Annotated in this window: 24 protein-coding genes; 17 read left to right on the forward strand and 7 right to left on the reverse strand. The window is 29.3% G+C overall.

The features are described 5' to 3' along the window. Window positions 1-15 precede the first annotated feature (15 nt). Entirely contained in the window at window positions 16-579 is a 564-nt protein-coding gene (locus ABLV95_RS01765; protein ID WP_460872463.1) for a hypothetical protein, read from the reverse strand. Window positions 580-862: 283 nt separating this feature from the next. On the opposite strand from ABLV95_RS01765, the gene ABLV95_RS01770 reads away from it, so the two are divergent. The 3 genes from ABLV95_RS01770 to ABLV95_RS01780 all read left to right on the forward strand — a co-directional run bounded on the left by ABLV95_RS01770 (window position 863) and on the right by ABLV95_RS01780 (window position 3,180). Further along, complete coding sequence (locus ABLV95_RS01770; RefSeq protein WP_021339885.1) at window positions 863-1,084, forward strand: hypothetical protein; 222 nt, start codon at window positions 863-865, stop codon at window positions 1,082-1,084. 304 nt (window positions 1,085-1,388) lie between these two features. After that, window positions 1,389-2,414: a DUF418 domain-containing protein gene (locus ABLV95_RS01775; RefSeq protein WP_460876233.1), complete on the forward strand. Its 1,026-nt coding sequence runs from the start codon at window positions 1,389-1,391 to the stop codon at window positions 2,412-2,414. 40 nt (window positions 2,415-2,454) lie between these two features. Then, entirely contained in the window at window positions 2,455-3,180 is a 726-nt protein-coding gene (locus ABLV95_RS01780) for a CPBP family intramembrane glutamic endopeptidase (RefSeq protein ID WP_427705197.1), read from the forward strand. 165 nt (window positions 3,181-3,345) lie between these two features. Here the strand turns inward: ABLV95_RS01780 and ABLV95_RS01785 are convergent, their stop codons facing one another. From ABLV95_RS01785 to ABLV95_RS01795, 3 genes are all read right to left on the reverse strand, one after another. Beyond that, window positions 3,346-3,657, reverse strand: coding sequence for a hypothetical protein (locus tag ABLV95_RS01785; RefSeq protein WP_460872465.1), 312 nt, complete (start codon window positions 3,655-3,657; stop codon window positions 3,346-3,348). 509 nt (window positions 3,658-4,166) lie between these two features. Next, on the reverse strand, window positions 4,167-4,721 hold the full coding sequence (locus ABLV95_RS01790; RefSeq protein ID WP_427705194.1) for an Ltp family lipoprotein: 555 nt from the start codon (window positions 4,719-4,721) through the stop codon (window positions 4,167-4,169). Window positions 4,722-4,801: 80 nt separating this feature from the next. Continuing rightward, the gene (locus ABLV95_RS01795) at window positions 4,802-5,407 is read right to left on the reverse strand and encodes a hypothetical protein (RefSeq protein WP_460876235.1); all 606 of its coding nucleotides are present in this window, start codon (window positions 5,405-5,407) and stop codon (window positions 4,802-4,804) included. Between the two features lie 290 nt (window positions 5,408-5,697). On the opposite strand from ABLV95_RS01795, the gene ABLV95_RS01800 reads away from it, so the two are divergent. The 6 genes from ABLV95_RS01800 (at window position 5,698) to ABLV95_RS01825 (ending at window position 9,906) form a co-directional block, all read left to right on the forward strand. Further along, a complete protein-coding gene (locus ABLV95_RS01800) occupies window positions 5,698-6,216 on the forward strand; it encodes a DNA topology modulation protein (RefSeq protein WP_427705189.1) in 519 nt (172 codons plus the stop codon). A gap of 524 nt (window positions 6,217-6,740) precedes the next feature. Beyond that, on the forward strand, window positions 6,741-7,151 hold the full coding sequence (locus tag ABLV95_RS01805) for a CHAP domain-containing protein (protein WP_460876237.1): 411 nt from the start codon (window positions 6,741-6,743) through the stop codon (window positions 7,149-7,151). A 170-nt stretch (window positions 7,152-7,321) separates the two neighbouring features. Continuing rightward, window positions 7,322-7,537, forward strand: a complete 216-nt coding sequence (locus tag ABLV95_RS01810; RefSeq protein WP_069833360.1) for a hypothetical protein — start codon at window positions 7,322-7,324, stop codon at window positions 7,535-7,537. A 564-nt stretch (window positions 7,538-8,101) separates the two neighbouring features. Next, window positions 8,102-8,293 carry a hypothetical protein gene (locus ABLV95_RS01815; protein ID WP_031266130.1) on the forward strand — a complete coding sequence of 64 codons (192 nt, stop codon included), beginning with the start codon at window positions 8,102-8,104 and terminating at the stop codon, window positions 8,291-8,293. A gap of 191 nt (window positions 8,294-8,484) precedes the next feature. Continuing rightward, window positions 8,485-9,369, forward strand: coding sequence for a PhzF family phenazine biosynthesis protein (locus ABLV95_RS01820; RefSeq protein ID WP_460876240.1), 885 nt, complete (start codon window positions 8,485-8,487; stop codon window positions 9,367-9,369). Between the two features lie 132 nt (window positions 9,370-9,501). Then, window positions 9,502-9,906 (forward strand): hypothetical protein, encoded by a 405-nt coding sequence (locus ABLV95_RS01825; RefSeq protein ID WP_460872468.1) that lies wholly within the window; start codon window positions 9,502-9,504, stop codon window positions 9,904-9,906. A 69-nt stretch (window positions 9,907-9,975) separates the two neighbouring features. Here the strand turns inward: ABLV95_RS01825 and ABLV95_RS01830 are convergent, their stop codons facing one another. Then, complete coding sequence (locus ABLV95_RS01830) at window positions 9,976-10,449, reverse strand: DUF1648 domain-containing protein (RefSeq protein ID WP_427705182.1); 474 nt, start codon at window positions 10,447-10,449, stop codon at window positions 9,976-9,978. Window positions 10,450-11,366: 917 nt separating this feature from the next. On the opposite strand from ABLV95_RS01830, the gene ABLV95_RS01835 reads away from it, so the two are divergent. Then, window positions 11,367-11,582 (forward strand): cold-shock protein, encoded by a 216-nt coding sequence (locus ABLV95_RS01835; RefSeq protein WP_460876242.1) that lies wholly within the window; start codon window positions 11,367-11,369, stop codon window positions 11,580-11,582. A gap of 173 nt (window positions 11,583-11,755) precedes the next feature. Continuing rightward, window positions 11,756-12,514 (forward strand): GolD/DthD family dehydrogenase, encoded by a 759-nt coding sequence (locus ABLV95_RS01840; RefSeq protein WP_460876244.1) that lies wholly within the window; start codon window positions 11,756-11,758, stop codon window positions 12,512-12,514. Between the two features lie 289 nt (window positions 12,515-12,803). Here ABLV95_RS01840 and ABLV95_RS01845 read toward each other — a convergent pair whose 3' ends face one another. Next, window positions 12,804-13,076 carry a hypothetical protein gene (locus ABLV95_RS01845; protein ID WP_057512797.1) on the reverse strand — a complete coding sequence of 91 codons (273 nt, stop codon included), beginning with the start codon at window positions 13,074-13,076 and terminating at the stop codon, window positions 12,804-12,806. Between the two features lie 279 nt (window positions 13,077-13,355). Here ABLV95_RS01845 and ABLV95_RS01850 point away from each other — a divergent pair, with 279 nt between their 5' ends. The 5 genes from ABLV95_RS01850 (at window position 13,356) to ABLV95_RS01870 (ending at window position 16,112) form a co-directional block, all read left to right on the forward strand. After that, complete coding sequence (locus ABLV95_RS01850) at window positions 13,356-13,856, forward strand: pyrimidine dimer DNA glycosylase/endonuclease V (protein WP_427705180.1); 501 nt, start codon at window positions 13,356-13,358, stop codon at window positions 13,854-13,856. After that, window positions 13,840-14,217, forward strand: coding sequence for a DUF1722 domain-containing protein (locus ABLV95_RS01855; RefSeq protein ID WP_427705177.1), 378 nt, complete (start codon window positions 13,840-13,842; stop codon window positions 14,215-14,217). The genes ABLV95_RS01850 and ABLV95_RS01855 overlap by 17 nt, the downstream gene beginning before the upstream one ends. A gap of 11 nt (window positions 14,218-14,228) precedes the next feature. Then, window positions 14,229-14,723, forward strand: a complete 495-nt coding sequence (locus ABLV95_RS01860; RefSeq protein ID WP_460872471.1) for a TspO/MBR family protein — start codon at window positions 14,229-14,231, stop codon at window positions 14,721-14,723. A gap of 267 nt (window positions 14,724-14,990) precedes the next feature. Beyond that, window positions 14,991-15,800, forward strand: a complete 810-nt coding sequence (locus ABLV95_RS01865) for an alpha/beta hydrolase (RefSeq protein WP_427705172.1) — start codon at window positions 14,991-14,993, stop codon at window positions 15,798-15,800. A 129-nt stretch (window positions 15,801-15,929) separates the two neighbouring features. Beyond that, complete coding sequence (locus ABLV95_RS01870; protein WP_427705169.1) at window positions 15,930-16,112, forward strand: hypothetical protein; 183 nt, start codon at window positions 15,930-15,932, stop codon at window positions 16,110-16,112. A gap of 97 nt (window positions 16,113-16,209) precedes the next feature. Here ABLV95_RS01870 and ABLV95_RS01875 read toward each other — a convergent pair whose 3' ends face one another. After that, window positions 16,210-16,410, reverse strand: a complete 201-nt coding sequence (locus ABLV95_RS01875; protein WP_069833371.1) for a helix-turn-helix domain-containing protein — start codon at window positions 16,408-16,410, stop codon at window positions 16,210-16,212. Window positions 16,411-16,604: 194 nt separating this feature from the next. Between ABLV95_RS01875 and ABLV95_RS01880 the strand changes: the two genes are divergently transcribed. Further along, window positions 16,605-16,991, forward strand: coding sequence for a VOC family protein (locus tag ABLV95_RS01880; protein ID WP_427705167.1), 387 nt, complete (start codon window positions 16,605-16,607; stop codon window positions 16,989-16,991). Window positions 16,992-17,050 lie beyond the last annotated feature (59 nt).

Here is a 17,050-nt window from a genome sequence, read left to right on the forward strand (position 1 = left end):
TCTACTATATAATGCTTATTTTCCATATTCCTGTTCGTAATGATTAATTGCTTCTAGTATTTGGTCAGCATCTTCGCCTTCATAACTGCCTTTTAGTATTTCATTTCTTGTTTGCATTTCTCCAGAGGATAAGCCGTTACTTGTATTATTTCTCCATTCTTGATTTGGCATATTTAAATATGGATTCTCCGATGATTCATTAGAATTCGTTTCTGTATTTGCAGTCGATTGTTCATCAGCCACAGGTGTTTGTTGTGCTTGTTCTTGTGACTGAACAGGTGCTTGTTGTGTTTGTTGTTGTGATTGTGTAGATTGTTGCTCTTGTGTATTTACTTGTTCTTGCGATTGAGCTTCTTCAGTACTTTCATCTTGTGTTGCTACTTCTTCAGATGATTTGTCGTCAGATTTTTGTTTTTCATCTGACTTATCTTTTTCTTCATCAGATTCTTTATCATCTTTTTTACTTTCTTTATCTTCAGATTTGGTTTCTTTTGTGTCATCTAACTTACTTTCTTCGTCATTCCCACACGCGACCAATACTAAAAAGCTTGTTAGTATTAAAAACAATATCTTCTTCATTTATACATTCCCCTTAAAAAATAATTATATAACTTAATTGTACTACACTTAAAATTTAATAGTGAAAATAAATTGTTAAGATTAAGTTAAGTATTTTTATAAGTGTAGTGGGGTAGTTTTAATTTCTGTTGCAATTTGGCACCCTTAATTACTGTGAAAATCATTAATTGTCATACGATTATATAACAATTAAATTGTATAATTAATAATAAAGTTTGATTATCAAGTAAAAAATTACATTTTGATGTATAATGAAGATAATGTTGAAAAGGAGATTTATAAAATGAATATAAATATAGTGACTGATTTATTGAAAGAAGAAAATGTTGTGAGTATAGATTTATTATTGGTAACAGGTAAATTAGAACGAGCTAAGGAAATTGATGTTGATAAATCATCCGAAAATTTATTGTTTGTGACAAAACCAAAAAACAAAGTAATTAATTTAAATCATGTTGTTAAAATAGAAACTGTACTTAAATTTGAAGGTAATGTCACTTTTTAGTAGTTATCTAACACAAGTATGAAAATGATTTAATGAATACCCGCGGACGATATATTAAAAGGCTTAGCCAATGTGGCTTAGCCTTTTTTAGTTTGTGTTGATTTAATATTGTAGAATATATGTTTTTAAATGTACGGTGACGTCAGTAAAATAAGCTAGATGCTACATAAGTGAGGTGTTTTTAAATTTAATAAAATAAAGTGTGACAATAATGTAAGTTGTATTAATACGCGCCTTTGTTAAAATTATCTTTGGCTTCATGAAGGTCAACTTTAAAAATAATGATTTAATTTAGGAGGATAATATGAACGATAGCGTAAAATACAATAGAATTTCAGAATTAGATTATATGAGAGGCTTTGCCTTACTAGGAATAATTCTTACTAATATAATTTCAATATTTGCTTTGCCAGTACCCAGTAACTATGATCAGGCTAGTTACTTAAAGTTCATTGATTTTTTTGTTGAAAGTAAATTCTTTACAATATTTTCATTTTTATTTGGTGTCGGATTTTATATATTTATTCGCAATGCTCAAGCAAAACAATTAAATAGTAATATCGTATTTATAAGAAGATTAGTAATCTTAGCGTGTTTTGGTTTATTACATCAATTGCTTCAACCAGGTGAAGCATTATTATTATATTCAATCATTGGTTTAATCTTAATACCTTGTTTTTATTTCAAAAAATATATCAATTTAATCATTGGCTTAATATTGCTAGTTATTTGTATATATATAGGTAGTAAAACAATATTACCGATACCATATTTCATATTAGGACTTGCGACAGGTCAATTTAATATCTTTGAGAACATTAAGACTAAAGCGTTAATTGTAATAGCAAGTATTTCTGGAGTGATATCTGCATTAAGTTGGATTTTGCTAAACAAGTCATATGTATTTCCTACATATAAATTTTTAGAAGATACTTCGAACAATGAATTGATTAATAAATATATTCAAAATAAAGAAATGTATGAACATTTAATAATTATTAATAGTCCATTTATAGCATTATTTTATGTCTCACTATTATTATTAATTATAAAAGTACGAATCTTTGGTAAAATCTTAAGCCCATTACAATTATATGGAAGAATGGCGCTTACAAATTATGTAGGACAAACTTTATTAATTTGGTTGGTTATATTATGTGTGGATAGTGATCAAGTAGATTATATGGATACTTTATGGATTTGTATTGTGATCTATATTTTACAATTGTTATTCACAAGTATTTGGCTGAAATACTTTAAATATGGACCATTGGAATATATATGGAGAATGGGAACTTATTGGAAATGGTTTAGCGTGATAAAAAAATAGACTGGAGTTGAAAATCACACTAATGAGAGAGATGAATAAAATGAAAAACAAAAGAAAGAAAGCTTTACTTTTTGTATTGATCATTACGTTAATTATGGCATTAGCTATGTCAACAATGCATTATATTTTTGGGTATAATTATGAGAATTCTGAAATGGTTAAAGTATTGATTTACTTTGAAATTATTATGAGTGTGCTTTCCATATTTATGTATCAAAAGCTTTTCTCAACACAAAAATTATTTAACATGCGGCTTTCTTTTTGGTTTTTACCTTTTATTATTTTGATCATCATTACATTGGTTGCATTTTTTATAATTGGAGATTTTACCGGCAAAATACCGATTGTTTCTTTAATATTAGTAACAACACTTTTAGTTGGTGTTAGTGAAGAAGTAGTATTTAGAGGTATAGTGTTGCAAACATTTTTACAAAAAGGTGGAATAGTAACAGCTATTTTAGTTAGTGCGATATTGTTTTCCTTATTTCACGCAGTTAATATTTTTGGCGGAGCATCAATAAGTGAAGTGATAAACCAAATGATTGGGGTATTTTTAGGTGGAATAGTGTATGCTTGTCTCTCAATAAATTTAAAGAGCTTTATACCACTTATTATATATCACTGTTTATGGGATTTTCTAATATTAAGTAATGAAATAGTTAGTGCTAACATTGAAGTGCTCATTTTCGTTATAGGAACATTAGAATTTATTATTTTAATTCCAATATTTATATATACAGTCATTAAATTTAATAAAAGAAGTTGAATAAAATTAATAGGGAATGAACATTATGCAAAAAGGCTGAGACAAAATACATGTCTCAGCCTCAATTATTTTACAGTCAGCTTAGCCGGGGCTTGGTTCATACGACGAAATCTTGTTAAAAAATAGATTTCTGTCCCACTCCCTAGTAAGTTGAACTGTGATTCTTTAATCAAATTCTATTTCGTATAATGATTCGTTTATTTGTTCGTACAGCTCATATTTTTCTAAATAATCAATCCATACATCATTCGGTTTCTTCTCTCTTTCTTCAACTAAAGATTTAATTTTTTCATAAATACCTTTCATCAAATCTTTATACATCGCATTTGTTGCTCTTTCTATTTTTGCCTCTGACCAACGTTTTTTCGGCGGACGTCTTTTATCCTTTTCTAGTTGAAAGTTGATAGCTCTGTCGTAAAAGCTATCTAACGCTGGTAATTTATCTTCTATATGTGCTTGAAATTCGTTTAAATTCATAAATATTCTCCTCTTTTAAGAAACAACGTTCTACATAATTCTAACAATAATAGGGTAAATTAAATACCTGATGAATGATTCATTTATTTTATAATGAACTGAATTGTTATTGAATAACTCAGTATCTGGGACTAATTGATTATTAGAATATTATTTGTCAGTTGATAGTGCTATCAACATTAAGTATACCAGTGAAAACAATTCTTTAGTTAATTTTCTAATAACATAAATCTTTCTATTTATTATTTTCAGTGATTAATTCTTTTGTTAATTTAACGTATAACTGTGTTTTATTAAGTTGAGGCGAAATATAGTTTCTGAGAGATTGGTTGAATAAAAAAATTTAGTTAACGAAATTAATATGTGTTTTAAGTGTTCAAAATTTATTCAGTTAGTGAGAATTAATAGGTTTAATGACGCTATTTATATATAATTTCTTAACTTCATATCAAAAGGGCTTAACCACAATGGCGAAGCCCTTTTTTTATATTGGTATAAATAAAAATATATTATTCTTCTAAATTATCAATAGCATATTGTGCTTCTTCCTCAGTGAATTTTTCACCATAAGAAGATGTAAGTTGATCAAAGATTGCATCATTAGACATACTTTGTTGGTCAGCGTAATCTTTGGCTTTCTGTAAAGCGTTTTCCTTATAGTTAGCCTCTAAATTATCAATAGCATATTGAGCATCTTCTTCTGGGAATTGTTCGCCTGCTTCTGAAGTTAGTTGATCATATATACCAGCTTTAGACATGTTCATACTATCAGAGTATGTTTTAGCTTTGTTTAAAGCTGATTTTTGTTGACGTGTTGCATTGCTATCTTTATTGTTATTAGATTCTTCTGTGCTATTAGTTCCATTATCTATAGAGCCAGAAAAACTAGCTGTACAAGCAGTGACACCAAGTACTACTAAAATAAGCAAAACTAAGCAACCACCACATCCCCAGAACCATTTCTTTTTCTTGCCTTTTTTCTGATTTTCTTTGTACTCTTCAAATTGTTGTTGTTGTCTTGCCAACAACTCATCGTTAGTTAGTTCATTATTATTTTTTTGCATTATATATTGCTCCTTCTATAATTTTGTTTTTTATAAATTGTTGGAAATTCAATTACTCAGTTTGATATTTTGAAATAGATTTAATCGTATAGCTCGAGATATTGGTCTGTAAATTCTTCAGTAGATATTCCTCCATTATTCTTTTGTTGTTGTAACTGTGCCCCTTTACTTTGAATAGCGTCATATTCTTCTCGAGAATAACCTTGATTTTCCATTTCTTCATAATTTGCTTCTTCTTGTTCTTTTTGTTGTTGTGGAGTTAAGCACCCACCAACAGTACAATATGTACCATCATTTTTGTATTCTCCAAACATAGCATCACCAACTGGTACATTTGGTTGATTTCTATTATTATTTGTTTCTTGTGACAGAACAGGGGAATTATTGTTTTGCTGTTCTTGTGTATTAAGTTTTTCTTGTGATTGCACAGGTTGCTGCGTATTTTGCTGTTCTTGCTTTTTTACTTGCTCTTGTGATTGTGTAGGTTGCTCAGTACTTGTATCTTGTGTTGCTACTTCATTAGATTTATCACCTGATTTCTTTACTTCATTTGGCTGCTTATCTTTCTTACTTTCTTTATCTGATGATTTTGTTTCTTTTTTATCATCTAGTTTACTTTCCTGTTCATTATCACATGCGGCTAATATTAGAAAGCTTGATAACAATAAAAATAAGACTTTTTTCATTTATTGACCCCCAAAAAATAATTAATTAACTTGATTGTACTATATATAAAAGAGTTTGTGATAATTAAAATATTTTTTAAGTGATAATATTTGTTGAATTTCATTTTTGTATTTCACTACTTATGTATCAGTGGTAATGTTAAATTTAAATAGTTGAGCGTTTTACATATGATTTAATCAATAAACCACATGACTCATACTGTAATGAATATGAGTAACGCGTAGGAATGAAAGCAATTAAATTATTGTATGGTGAATGAAACTCATTTAAATAGATAGGTGGTAAATATATGGAGAAAATAATGGTTATCGGGTCTTCGGGTTCTGGAAAATCAACGTTATCAAGACAACTAGGTCGTGCTTTAGATATACCTGTTTATCATTTAGACGTATTATTTTGGAAACCTAATTGGGTTATGACAAGTTCTAATGAACAAAAAGTAATTCAAAAAACATTATTGCAAAAAAAGAAATGGATTATTGACGGAAGTTATACTGGTATCTTAGATGAAAGATTAAATGCCGCAAATACTGTGATACTTTTAGATTTGCCAAGAAAAATTTGTTTTTATAGAGTTTTTAAGAGATTGTTTAAAAATATTGGTAAGACTAGAATTGATATGGGCAAAGATTGCAAAGAAAGAATCAATCTCACTTTTTTAAAATATATTTGGAATTTTCCTAAGCACAGAAAACCATATTTATTACAAAAAATTAAGGAAAATAAAAACGATAAAAACGTATTTGTTTTAACCAGTATTAAAGAAATTGAACAATTTAGAATGAATGTGGAACAGAACGGCATTTAAATCTAAAATTGCTATGGATTGTTTTTAAATTATTACAGAAATTGCAGTGGTTTAGTCTGATACCTAACGAGTTGATGAAGTATTAGCCGCAGACTACAGGCAGTTTTTGTAATTGCTAAAAGCATACACAAAAAACGCTGACAAAGTCGGACACTCTGAGACGCCTAAATTAAGGGGTCTTTTTTTGACTATCGAGATAACTTCATAATGAAATTAATTTGAATATTACAGATTAACCAAAAAAATTAAAATGGAATTAATATTAGTGTAATCGGCAATTAAAAACCATATGATATATTATTCTAAGATTGAATTATTTTACACTTTAGCTTACAAGTTAATGACAATATTGCTTGTATAGTTTATTCAGTAAAATAACACTTAGAAGGGACGATTTATAATTAAACGTTACATACAAATTTTTACATTTTTTATTATAGGTGTTTTAAGCATATTAGGACTTACACATTTGAACACTGCTTCTGCTTGCGACGACTGCAACTCAAGAGGAAGCTATAAGTCATATGAACACGTTAGAAGGTAAGGGATGGGATTATGATGATGAATATGGTCGGCAATGTTTTGATTTAGTGAATGAGCAATGGGATTATTTGTATGGTCATGGATTAGAAGGTGACTATGCAAAAGAAATTCCAACTAAAAATAACTTTGAGGGTGAAGCCACGGTATATAAAAATCATGAGGGCTTCCAAGCACAAGCTGGAGATATCGTTGTATTCAATGATGAATTTGGCAGTGGTGCAGGTCACACAGCAATCGTTACGGAAGGTAATTATAATGGCGCTAGTGATAAATTTGAATCATTAGATCAAAATTGGGACGGCGGTGGCGCTGAAAAAACAGAAGTAGCTCACAGAGTAGTACATGATTATGAAACTGAAATGTGGTTTATAAGACCTCATTATGCTCAATAAATTACTTCATGACTTATATGTTTGTTTACTATTGGAATGGTAAATCAAAATTGTGGAAAAGAGGGTCTTGATAAATAAATAGCTGCACATTGTGTTGCAACCATAACTGATTAGGTGGATAATAGAGTTAACGTATGAGAATCATAAAATATTAATTAGGGTGACCACACATGAGTGAAGTATATGTATTCATAATAGAATGTAGCGATGGCAATGTTTACCGTGAGTATGTAGAGAATATATGGAAAATTGATAAGGCATTAGCACTTAAAAGATTTGAAAAAGGCATTCATAAGCATAATTACTTTTATCTAAAAGATTGTGATAGTTATGTAAATGTAGACAAGATTACTTCTATAAGGATTGACGATGCATATAGCACTTAATCAATTACTCATGCTTATTTAATTAATAAAAAGTTAACAGATTATAATTTAAGGCGGGCGCGACGTTGCGTTAGCCTTATTTTTATATCTAAAAAGTGTAAAAAGGTGGTTTACGATACTAAATATAAATAATAGAATGGTTTAGTATGGTATTTTGGGGATTTAGTGAGGTATTCTAAATGTTGGTATATGTTAAGGCTCTTGGGATGAGCATCTTGATTGGGATTTTAATCTTCTTATTAATGCTTATAGGCACAGGGAAAGATCAACTGCTTGGTAGTGTGATTATGTCACTATTAGGTTTTTTTGGAAGTTTCATTTCTTTCTTGTATGAAAAAAGACATAATAGGGAGACTAAATAGATTGATAAGAACATAAATAGAGCGTAATCCAGTGAATCAAACAAATTTTACTTGGTTTCATGTATCTACGTTTGAACTTGATACTCTATTTATGTTCTTGGGATCTAAGTGTGATAAGGGAGAAGTTAACTGTTGTAACAGTGGCTTCTTTTTTGTTTACAAACAAGAACAAGTGTTCTATTATATCTTTGAGGTGATAAATATGGAGCCAAATTTAAATTGGAAAAAAGATTTTCAAGAATTCCAAGAAATACTAAATTCTGGCATTAATCCTGAATGGTTATATAGCGCTAAAGCGAACATGATACTGAACCCCGCATATACTGGAGAAGGTAGGCAATTCTTTTTTACAAAAGATATTATGAAAGCGAGTAAAACAATTCCATTCTTTTAATGTGGTTAATGCTATTAATATCTAAAAATGATTTAAAATACATTGCTTTAAGCAATATTAATATAGATATAAAGTTAAACGCTAGGTAGCCATAAATACCTAGTGTTTTTTCATTTTCTGATTTTCAGTTTTTTGGATACATGATACGCTTATAAAAACTATTAAGTTATAGAAAAAGTGGAGGATTATAGATGAAATCGATAAAAGTGTATCACTATGATGCTTTTAGTAAAAAGCCCAATAAAGGTAATCCTGTTGGTGTTGTTATAAATGGAGACACCTTAACAGAAACGGAGATGCAAGACGTTGCTTTTAAAGTAGGCTTTAATGAAACAGCTTTTCCAATAGCATCTGATAAAGCAGACTTTAGAATACGCTATTTTTCACCAAAACAAGAGATGGAGCTTTGTGGACACGCAACAATGGCAACAATTTATGCGTTAAAGACAAACGGATGGTTAGAAAATAAAACAGAACTAACTATTGAAACAAATGTAGGGGTCTTATCGATACGTATTACAACGAATGAGCAAAATGAAATACTTATAACAATGAAACAAGCATTACCACAATTTGAAAAATTTGAAGGATCCCGATATGATTTAGCAAAGGCAATAGGCATTGAAGAAGTGGATTTTGATGATGAGCTACCCATAATGTACGGTAGCACTGGGGCATGGACACTTTTAATACCTATAAAGTCACTTGATATTTTTAATAAAATGGAACCAAATAATAAGGTATTTTCTTCAATTTTAAATGAAATACCAAACGCATCTATACATCCATTTTGCCTTGAAAGTTATCATGAAGAAGCGGATATGCATGGCCGCCATTTTTCTTCAACTTTTTCAGGAACAATAGAAGATCCGGTGACTGGCACTGCTTCAGGTGTCATGGGGGCGTATTTTGCCAAGTATATAAAAAAAGAGGATCATACTTCTATGAAACTTATTGTAGAGCAAGGACAAGAAATGAAGAAGGATGGCCAAATGATAGTGAATGTTGCAGAAAATAACGAAATCGAAATAACTGGCAATGCAGTTTATGTAGGAGAAATTGATATATCATTTTAGGGATTAAGCGTTTTTTTAAAAGTATGCGCAGAAATTTATACTTTATAAAAATAGTGAATGGATACTTTTGTATTTGCTATATGGATATAGTAAAGTTAATTTAAATGAGATATGTAGAGAGGTTTGATAGCTATGGATTTAAATAATGTCATAAACGCCTATAAAGTAATACTCTCGAAAGCTTCCGCAACAAGTAATGGTGATAAACGAAGAAACAGCGTAGATAAAATAATTGCACTGTTTATTAAAAACCCTGAAACGAAAAGTGAAGGGCTAAATTTTCTAGAAAGTTTAGATACAGAATCATTCTATAATTTACTTAGTGCGTGGGATATAGGTCGAAGTGTCCTCACAGCACCAGATTGTTTGAATGATGATATTAGGATTAATGGAGGCAAGACAAATTTAATGAAAGAAAATGTTAAAACGTTAAAAAATAATTTGCCTATCCAATATGAAGCGACCATCTATTTTAAAGATAAAGACTGTATTTTTGTAAAACAATGCCTCATAGCATTTCAGAAAGATTTTATATAATAATATAAACACCACTTAAAGGGCGAGGAATGACTCTTTTAAGTGGTGTTCTACTATAAGTAGTAAACTTTAGAAATATTTGTGTTTATAGCACATGTAGAGGTACAAAATAATTGTAGAAAAAATGACTACTAAAATGATGACAAATTGAAATATACCTATATCAATATTTCCGCCAGTAGCGTTATATACGTCTTTAATACCCATGAAAGATAGAAGCGTGGATAACTCGAAATTTAGTATAGTAATGAATCTTCTATTGAAATTTATAGCGTCTTTGGATATTGTTTTATTCTCAAAACTGGATCTAAAATTTTCGAATTTTACGTAATACTTAAATAAGAGATACATGAAAACCCATAAAGCTAAAATTATTATTGGAAGAATGAATATTTCTTTTTTGTATCCCCACGCATCTGGGTTACTATATAAATCAAAGTGCACAGGTACTCTCTCCGGCAAACTATTGTAATTAATAGAAGTATATAAAAAAAGTAAAATAATGAAAATTAAACCAGTGAAATTCAAGGTTTTATTGATCATGATGTGTCCTTTCAAAATTGGAATATTCGCTATTAACGTCGCATTATAAAGAAATTGCTCATAAAAAAGAACCAAATGCTTTTATAACAAATGGTGTGTTTATGTTCTAAAATAAATGCTTGGAATGTTTATTGTTAATTTATATTTTATAATAAAATTATAGAAAGTGCAAAAAACACGGCTGATAAAATAAATAAGATAGCACCAAAAAATACTAGTTTTCTAGATTGCTTTTGAATACCTAGCTCATGATTATTGTCTAAGTTTTTTTCGTCGATGACTTTGCGCTCATTATTAAATTCATAAAATGAAAATAAACTAATGATCAATAGAATTAAACTAATTATGAAAGTAATAGTGATTAATATGCCCATTTATGAGTTAGCTCCATCTACGTTACTTGATAAAATTTCTAAATAGCGATATATATTATTTGAAGTAGTATCTTTCGGTAAACTGTGAGTGAATACATGACCATTTTTAGTTTCAACAGTGTAAGTGACGTGGTCAAGATTGATATTATAATTAATAATTTGCATAAATTTCTCCTCGGAAATTGAATTTATATTTATTATACAATGAAGGCGTTCGTAATTTTTTGTGACTTTTTAATTGTTTTGAACGATGTATAACTAATTATATCTAATTGTACTACATATAAAGTTATTTTGTTGTAAAAAAGGTAATAAAAGCTAATTTAATTTTATATTTACAAAAACCTGATAGTTTAATTAAAATGTAGAAATACAAACTTTTATAGAAGATGTTGACAAAGCGTTATATCCATAGTATATTTGTACTCAAGTAATTTTTAATTCGGAAATTTTAAAAGTAGTCTTATTCATTGAATTTTACTCCTTTGGATTTTTTAATAACAAGTTACAAATATATGTGCTAAAGCACACGGAGGTTTTCATATGAATAAAGGTACAGTAAAATGGTTCAATGCAGATAAAGGTTTCGGTTTCATCGAAGTAGAAAATAACGACGACGTATTCGTACATTTCTCAGCTATCAATTCTGAAGGTTACAAATCATTAGAAGAAGGCGAAACAGTTGAATTCGACATCGTTGATGGCGACCGTGGTAAACAAGCTTCGCTAACGTTAACAAAGCATAATTTAAAATATTAAATTATCTTTAACACTCACCCTACGGGGTGGGTGTTTTTTTGCGTTTAAAATTAAAAGTTAAAAGAATTAATAACAATAAATTATAATAAATATTTAGAAAAGTATAAGAGGATTATTTTGTAAGCGCTTAATTTAACTAGTATACTTAATATATAGTAAAAGGAGCGGATATTATGCAAAATTATAAAGGATTTGATAAAGATTTTAATATTACAGATAAAGTAGCTATTATTACTGGGGGTAACAGTGGTATAGGTAAAGCAATTTCCGATTTTTACATACAAAAAGGGGCTAAAGTTGCAGTATTAGATATAAAAGATAGTGTAAATGAATTGAAAGGTGATCACATTCTAGGTATTCAATGTGATATAACAAATGAACAAGATATAGATAATGCGATTGATTTAACAAAGCAGACTTTTGGCCGTATTGATATATTGGTAAATTCTGCAGGTGTTGCGCTTTTAGATAAAGCGGAAACAATGTCTAGCGAGATTTGGCAAAAACAAATTGATTTAAATTTAACTGCCTCATTCAAAATGGCTCAAAAAGTTGGAAATGTATTTATTGAACAAGGTGAAGGTGGAAAAATTATTAATATGGCAAGCCAAAATGCTTTAATAGCATTAGATAAACATACTGCTTATGGAGTAACAAAAGCTGGAATTGTTAATTTAACTAAGAGCTTGGCATTTGAGTGGGCAAAATTTAATATTAACGTTAACGCTATTGCGCCAACAATTGTTGCAACAGAATTGTCTGATAAAGCATGGGTAGGCAAGGCAAGAGAAGACGCTTTAGTCGGTATCCCTTTAGGAAGATTTGGTGAACCTGAGGAAGTAGCGACAATCGCTTTATTTTTAGCAAGTGACGCGACCAATTTTATGACCGGAGAAACCATTGTATTAGATGGTGGTAATACGATTAAATAAGTGATGTTAATAAATATTTAGATGAAGATATTTTATAATTAATGAATAATAATAAGTAAATCCTATAAATTAATATTTATAGGATTTACTTATTTTGTGTATATAACTGGGATAGTAGCGATTTTATAAAGTGCTGACGCCTAGGGGAATAATATGAGCGAAAGACTACAGGCTCGAGCCATATCCCAGGCAAGCATGCACTTTAAAATCGTATTAATATGATTTACTAGCAATAATTATTACATGAAATTTATGTAAATAAAAAACACATCAGTAATTTGGGATGTGTTTAGTCATTAAGTATTTGTAAGATTTCATCGTATTTTTGTTCGCTCAACATACCTAATGGACTTTCTTCGAATTTAAATATTAAAAAATCATCGTTTGAATTAAAGGAATTTTTAATACTTTCGTATATTTCATTTCTATCTAGATCACTTTTTAAAAGCCATAATCCTCTATAAATATACAAAGCATTACCTAAGGCATTTAATTTAGCAGGTAATTTTTCATAACCATACGAAATAGAATTCAAATTATACGACAATATATATTTTGACATTAATATCAGCCTCCTGTATAAGCATATCATTAACTGTGAATTAAAAGTTGGACAAAGGTTGATATTAGACGAATTTAGAGCGATTATTTAAGAAAAATATACAAAGCATTTAATTTAGCATTTTATTTACTCAAGCTTAATTCATTTTAGAGGTAATTTAAATTGGGGAAAATAGCTCTCGTTTGCATATAAATATTTAAAAGTGAATACTGTATGTAGGGATTTAAAAAATGACTTTGTTAGAGAGTTCATAATCTGTAAAAGTAAGGGAAGATGCATATGCAAATTTTCAGAATAAGCTCAGACCATAAGAAAAGTGCACGTTTTTTAGATAATAGAAGGCTATCAAAGCAAGTATTAGAATTATATCAAATTATTAGAGTATGTTTAGCAAAGTTAAACCTTGTTGATGTAAACAGCAATTATATTAATCATCCCATCGTTGCTCATGTTTATAACAATGGAGAACCATACATTATAGATACTTTTAAGCTTTTAGAAAGTATGAACGAAGAGCATATTCGCCGTGGAGGAAAACGTTCTGTTGATTTTAATAATGATATAGAGCGTTTGAGTGAAATTGTTTATAAAGAAGAATATCAAAAATATTTTTCACATGAAATGCTACCTCCATTTTATGTTTTTGGTGATCGTAAAGTATACGGAGAAGATGCATTTGAGTTATATCAAATATTATTATTCAATAAATGGAAAGAAGATAAAATACCGGCAAGATGTGGTATTAAAAAAGGGACAGATAAACATGGCACAACGTTATAAAATTGAACAGTTATGGCGTCGATATAAATATGAAGTGTTGTGGCACGATCAAAATAGTTACAATAATATTAGAGAAATAATGAAAGAAAATCCGACATATGGAGATATAGCATCTTTGATTTCATATGCTTTAACACTAAAGCCAACTGAAGGTTCTATCATCAATGCTTATGATCATATGTGGGGGTATTTTAAAAAAATACGTAGTTCATCAGAAAATGAATTCCAGAAAGCTTTGAAATATCAATTTCAACAACATAATATAGATGAAACTTATCTTTTAGAATTTCTCAAAAGTATGGCTGATTTTTACAACGTTGATTATATAAAGCAATCTTCAATTATAAAAAATTTGAAATAGGAGAAATAATAATGGAAATGATAAAAATATTAACGAGAACATTATTACCTTTTGTGGGCGGCAATATTATAGGTAAAATTACTGCAAAAGAAGCGCCAAAAGATTATGGTAAATTTGAAAAACCACCGTATTCTCCACCACGATATGCGTTTCCTATTGTTTGGCCAATATTATATTTATGTATGGGCGTAGCTTATAATTTGGTTAAAGGTAACGGAACAAATACCAAAGCGACAACTGTTACGCATTATACTCAGCTTAGTTTGAATTTTCTGTGGTCATTACTGTATTTTAAAAAGAAAGTAAGGGGCATCGCCTTGATTGAGAGTTTTATTTTATTAATAGCAGTAACGACTAACGTTGTTGTATTTTTTAAAAACAAACCTATTTCAGGTATCTTGCTTTTCCCTTATGTTATTTGGTCTAGTTATGCCGCCTATTTAAATACTGGCAATTGGTTGCTAAATAAAGATAACCCAGAGTATTCAAATGGTCTCTGTAAATAAGATTTTAATTCAAAGTGTCAACAAAGTTTCTGACTTTGTTGGCATTTTTTATTCATATACTTTTATATATCATGAAAGATGAGATACCATGGTTGAAATTTAAATATATTTATCTTTATTAATATAAAATATATTAGAAAATTAGGGGTATAGATATAATATATTAATGCTCATACGGAAGTGAATAACCAAATAGTCATTTTGATTTAGAGAGCCGTTAGAATAAAATTGTTGAGGCGAAATAATTTAAATGAAAAGGTGGATTTTATGAATTATATAAAATATTTAAATTCTCAAGACAATACCCGAATTTATACTAAGATTAATGATGTTGAAAACGCACAAGCAAATATTATTGTAGTACATGGCTTAGGAGAACATTTAGATCGCTATGATGAATTAACAATGCATTTAAATTCAAATAGATTCAATGTCATCCGATATGATCAACGTGGGCATGGACGCTCGGAAGGTCCTCAAACGTATTATAATAATATGAATGAAATAGTGGAGGATCTATCAACAGTTATTAATTACGTGAAATCAAATTTTGAGGGCAAATTATATTTGGTTGGCCATAGTATGGGAGGATATACAGTGACATTATTTGGCACACAATATCCAAATGCAGTAGATGGGATAATCACTTCGGGAGCGTTAACACGTTATAATATTAAATTATTTGGTGAGCCAGATAGAAGTATGTCTCCACATGAATATATAGAAAATGCATTAGGTGATGGATTATGTTCTGACCAAACAGTTGTTGAAAAGTATAAATTAGATGATTTAATTGCTGAAAAAATATCCATGGGGCTCGTTTATACAATACTTGATGGTGTTGAGTATTTAAAAAATAACGCAAAGCAGTTCAAGGATAATATATTAATCTTACATGGTAAAGAAGACGGTTTAGTTAGCTATAAGGACTCAATTCAATTATATGATGAAATAGGCTCTGAGCATAAATCTATTCATATTTATGACGGGTTACAACACGAAATATTTAACGAATCTTCTTATAACAAAAGTATATTTAATGAAATTGTAGATTGGCTAAATTATGAACTAAAATAGTTTTAGAATTTTAAGTATACATCGATATTAGTGTTTCATGCTTTATTAACTATTATGAAATGTTTGTTTTGAACTATTGAACATTTTACAATAGATGGTAGAAGTCATGATTATGGAGGAAATTTATTTATGATGATAAAAACATTACACATGCAATATGAAGAGGGTTTTGAAGCTTTCGATGAACGTGTAAACGAATTCCTACAAGAAGTTAATGATAAGCAACACTGGGAGCTTGTGAGCGTTACACCATCTGTTACGAATAGTATAGAAGGCGTAGATTATTTTATTACGATTGTATTTAAAAAATAAAGTGGAAAACGATTATCGTTTTCCACTTTATTATAACTAAGTCAACTATATGAATTTCAGTCCCTTAATGCGTACTTAGTTTAATATCGTAGTATTATTATGCATTAAATGTTTGTTTAGAAACATTAAAATAATCTGCGAGAATAGCAACATCGTTCTCTGAAACACTACGGTATCCATTTTCCCAATCCCAAATCTGGCAAATTCTAAAATCTTTGTCATAGTTATTATTTAAATTGATAACTAATTTGGAGATACTTAAATTATATTTTTCGCGTAATTCATTTAGTACTTTCACAATTAATCACTCCCAAACGAGTTGTAATAAAATCCGTATATAATTGTAGTATACACACTACTTATTTTCAAATTAGTGAACTTATAAAGGCGTTATCATATACTGGTATTATGCAAATTAGCTTGCTAAATAAGAGAAGCATTAAAATGTATTAATAATATAAAATTCGAAAAAGAGAGATAAGGTGGATTCATATGAAAATTATTGCTATGAGTATTTTTGTTGATAATCAAGATAAAGCAAAACAATTTTACACAGAAAAATTAGGGTTTGAACTGAAACACGATATTGAAATGGGTGGAGAATTTAAATGGTTGACCGTAAAAGAAAATAACTCTAATAATCCAGTTGAAATAGTGTTAGAACCTAATGTGAGTGAGATTGCTAAAAATTATCAAGAAGGTTTATATAGTGCTAGTATACCCGTAACTATGTTTGGGGTTGAAAATATGGAAGCATCACATGAGCGTTTAGTTAATTTAGGTGTCGAATTTCATACTGAGCCTAAGGAAGTTGATGGCACTAAACTTGCGATTATAAATGATACTTGTGGTAACTTAATTCAGCTTATAGAACAATAATATACGTAGGAACAGACTGTAACCAACTACTGAACTATTATCGTTAATATGAATTTAGT

The organism is Staphylococcus sp. Mo2-1 (assembly GCF_046721385.1).
Lineage (GTDB): Bacteria > Bacillota > Bacilli > Staphylococcales > Staphylococcaceae > Staphylococcus > Staphylococcus equorum_A.

Bases quoted from the DNA above. Each gene is read 5' to 3' on its own strand.
- ABLV95_RS01765 (WP_460872463.1), bottom strand. From the start codon at position 579: ATGAAGAAGATATTGTTTTTAATACTAACAAGCTTTTTAGTATTGGTC.
- ABLV95_RS01770 (WP_021339885.1), top strand. From the start codon at position 863: ATGAATATAAATATAGTGACTGATTTATTGAAAGAAGAAAATGTTGTG.
- ABLV95_RS01775 (WP_460876233.1), top strand. From the start codon at position 1,389: ATGAACGATAGCGTAAAATACAATAGAATTTCAGAATTAGATTATATG.
- ABLV95_RS01780 (WP_427705197.1), top strand. From the start codon at position 2,455: ATGAAAAACAAAAGAAAGAAAGCTTTACTTTTTGTATTGATCATTACG.
- ABLV95_RS01785 (WP_460872465.1), bottom strand. From the start codon at position 3,657: ATGAATTTAAACGAATTTCAAGCACATATAGAAGATAAATTACCAGCG.
- ABLV95_RS01790 (WP_427705194.1), bottom strand. From the start codon at position 4,721: ATGCAAAAAAATAATAATGAACTAACTAACGATGAGTTGTTGGCAAGA.
- ABLV95_RS01795 (WP_460876235.1), bottom strand. From the start codon at position 5,407: ATGAAAAAAGTCTTATTTTTATTGTTATCAAGCTTTCTAATATTAGCC.
- ABLV95_RS01800 (WP_427705189.1), top strand. From the start codon at position 5,698: ATGGAGAAAATAATGGTTATCGGGTCTTCGGGTTCTGGAAAATCAACG.
- ABLV95_RS01805 (WP_460876237.1), top strand. From the start codon at position 6,741: ATGAACACGTTAGAAGGTAAGGGATGGGATTATGATGATGAATATGGT.
- ABLV95_RS01810 (WP_069833360.1), top strand. From the start codon at position 7,322: ATGAGTGAAGTATATGTATTCATAATAGAATGTAGCGATGGCAATGTT.
- ABLV95_RS01815 (WP_031266130.1), top strand. From the start codon at position 8,102: ATGGAGCCAAATTTAAATTGGAAAAAAGATTTTCAAGAATTCCAAGAA.
- ABLV95_RS01820 (WP_460876240.1), top strand. From the start codon at position 8,485: ATGAAATCGATAAAAGTGTATCACTATGATGCTTTTAGTAAAAAGCCC.
- ABLV95_RS01825 (WP_460872468.1), top strand. From the start codon at position 9,502: ATGGATTTAAATAATGTCATAAACGCCTATAAAGTAATACTCTCGAAA.
- ABLV95_RS01830 (WP_427705182.1), bottom strand. From the start codon at position 10,449: ATGATCAATAAAACCTTGAATTTCACTGGTTTAATTTTCATTATTTTA.
- ABLV95_RS01835 (WP_460876242.1), top strand. From the start codon at position 11,367: ATGAATAAAGGTACAGTAAAATGGTTCAATGCAGATAAAGGTTTCGGT.
- ABLV95_RS01840 (WP_460876244.1), top strand. From the start codon at position 11,756: ATGCAAAATTATAAAGGATTTGATAAAGATTTTAATATTACAGATAAA.
- ABLV95_RS01845 (WP_057512797.1), bottom strand. From the start codon at position 13,076: ATGTCAAAATATATATTGTCGTATAATTTGAATTCTATTTCGTATGGT.
- ABLV95_RS01850 (WP_427705180.1), top strand. From the start codon at position 13,356: ATGCAAATTTTCAGAATAAGCTCAGACCATAAGAAAAGTGCACGTTTT.
- ABLV95_RS01855 (WP_427705177.1), top strand. From the start codon at position 13,840: ATGGCACAACGTTATAAAATTGAACAGTTATGGCGTCGATATAAATAT.
- ABLV95_RS01860 (WP_460872471.1), top strand. From the start codon at position 14,229: ATGGAAATGATAAAAATATTAACGAGAACATTATTACCTTTTGTGGGC.
- ABLV95_RS01865 (WP_427705172.1), top strand. From the start codon at position 14,991: ATGAATTATATAAAATATTTAAATTCTCAAGACAATACCCGAATTTAT.
- ABLV95_RS01870 (WP_427705169.1), top strand. From the start codon at position 15,930: ATGATGATAAAAACATTACACATGCAATATGAAGAGGGTTTTGAAGCT.
- ABLV95_RS01880 (WP_427705167.1), top strand. From the start codon at position 16,605: ATGAAAATTATTGCTATGAGTATTTTTGTTGATAATCAAGATAAAGCA.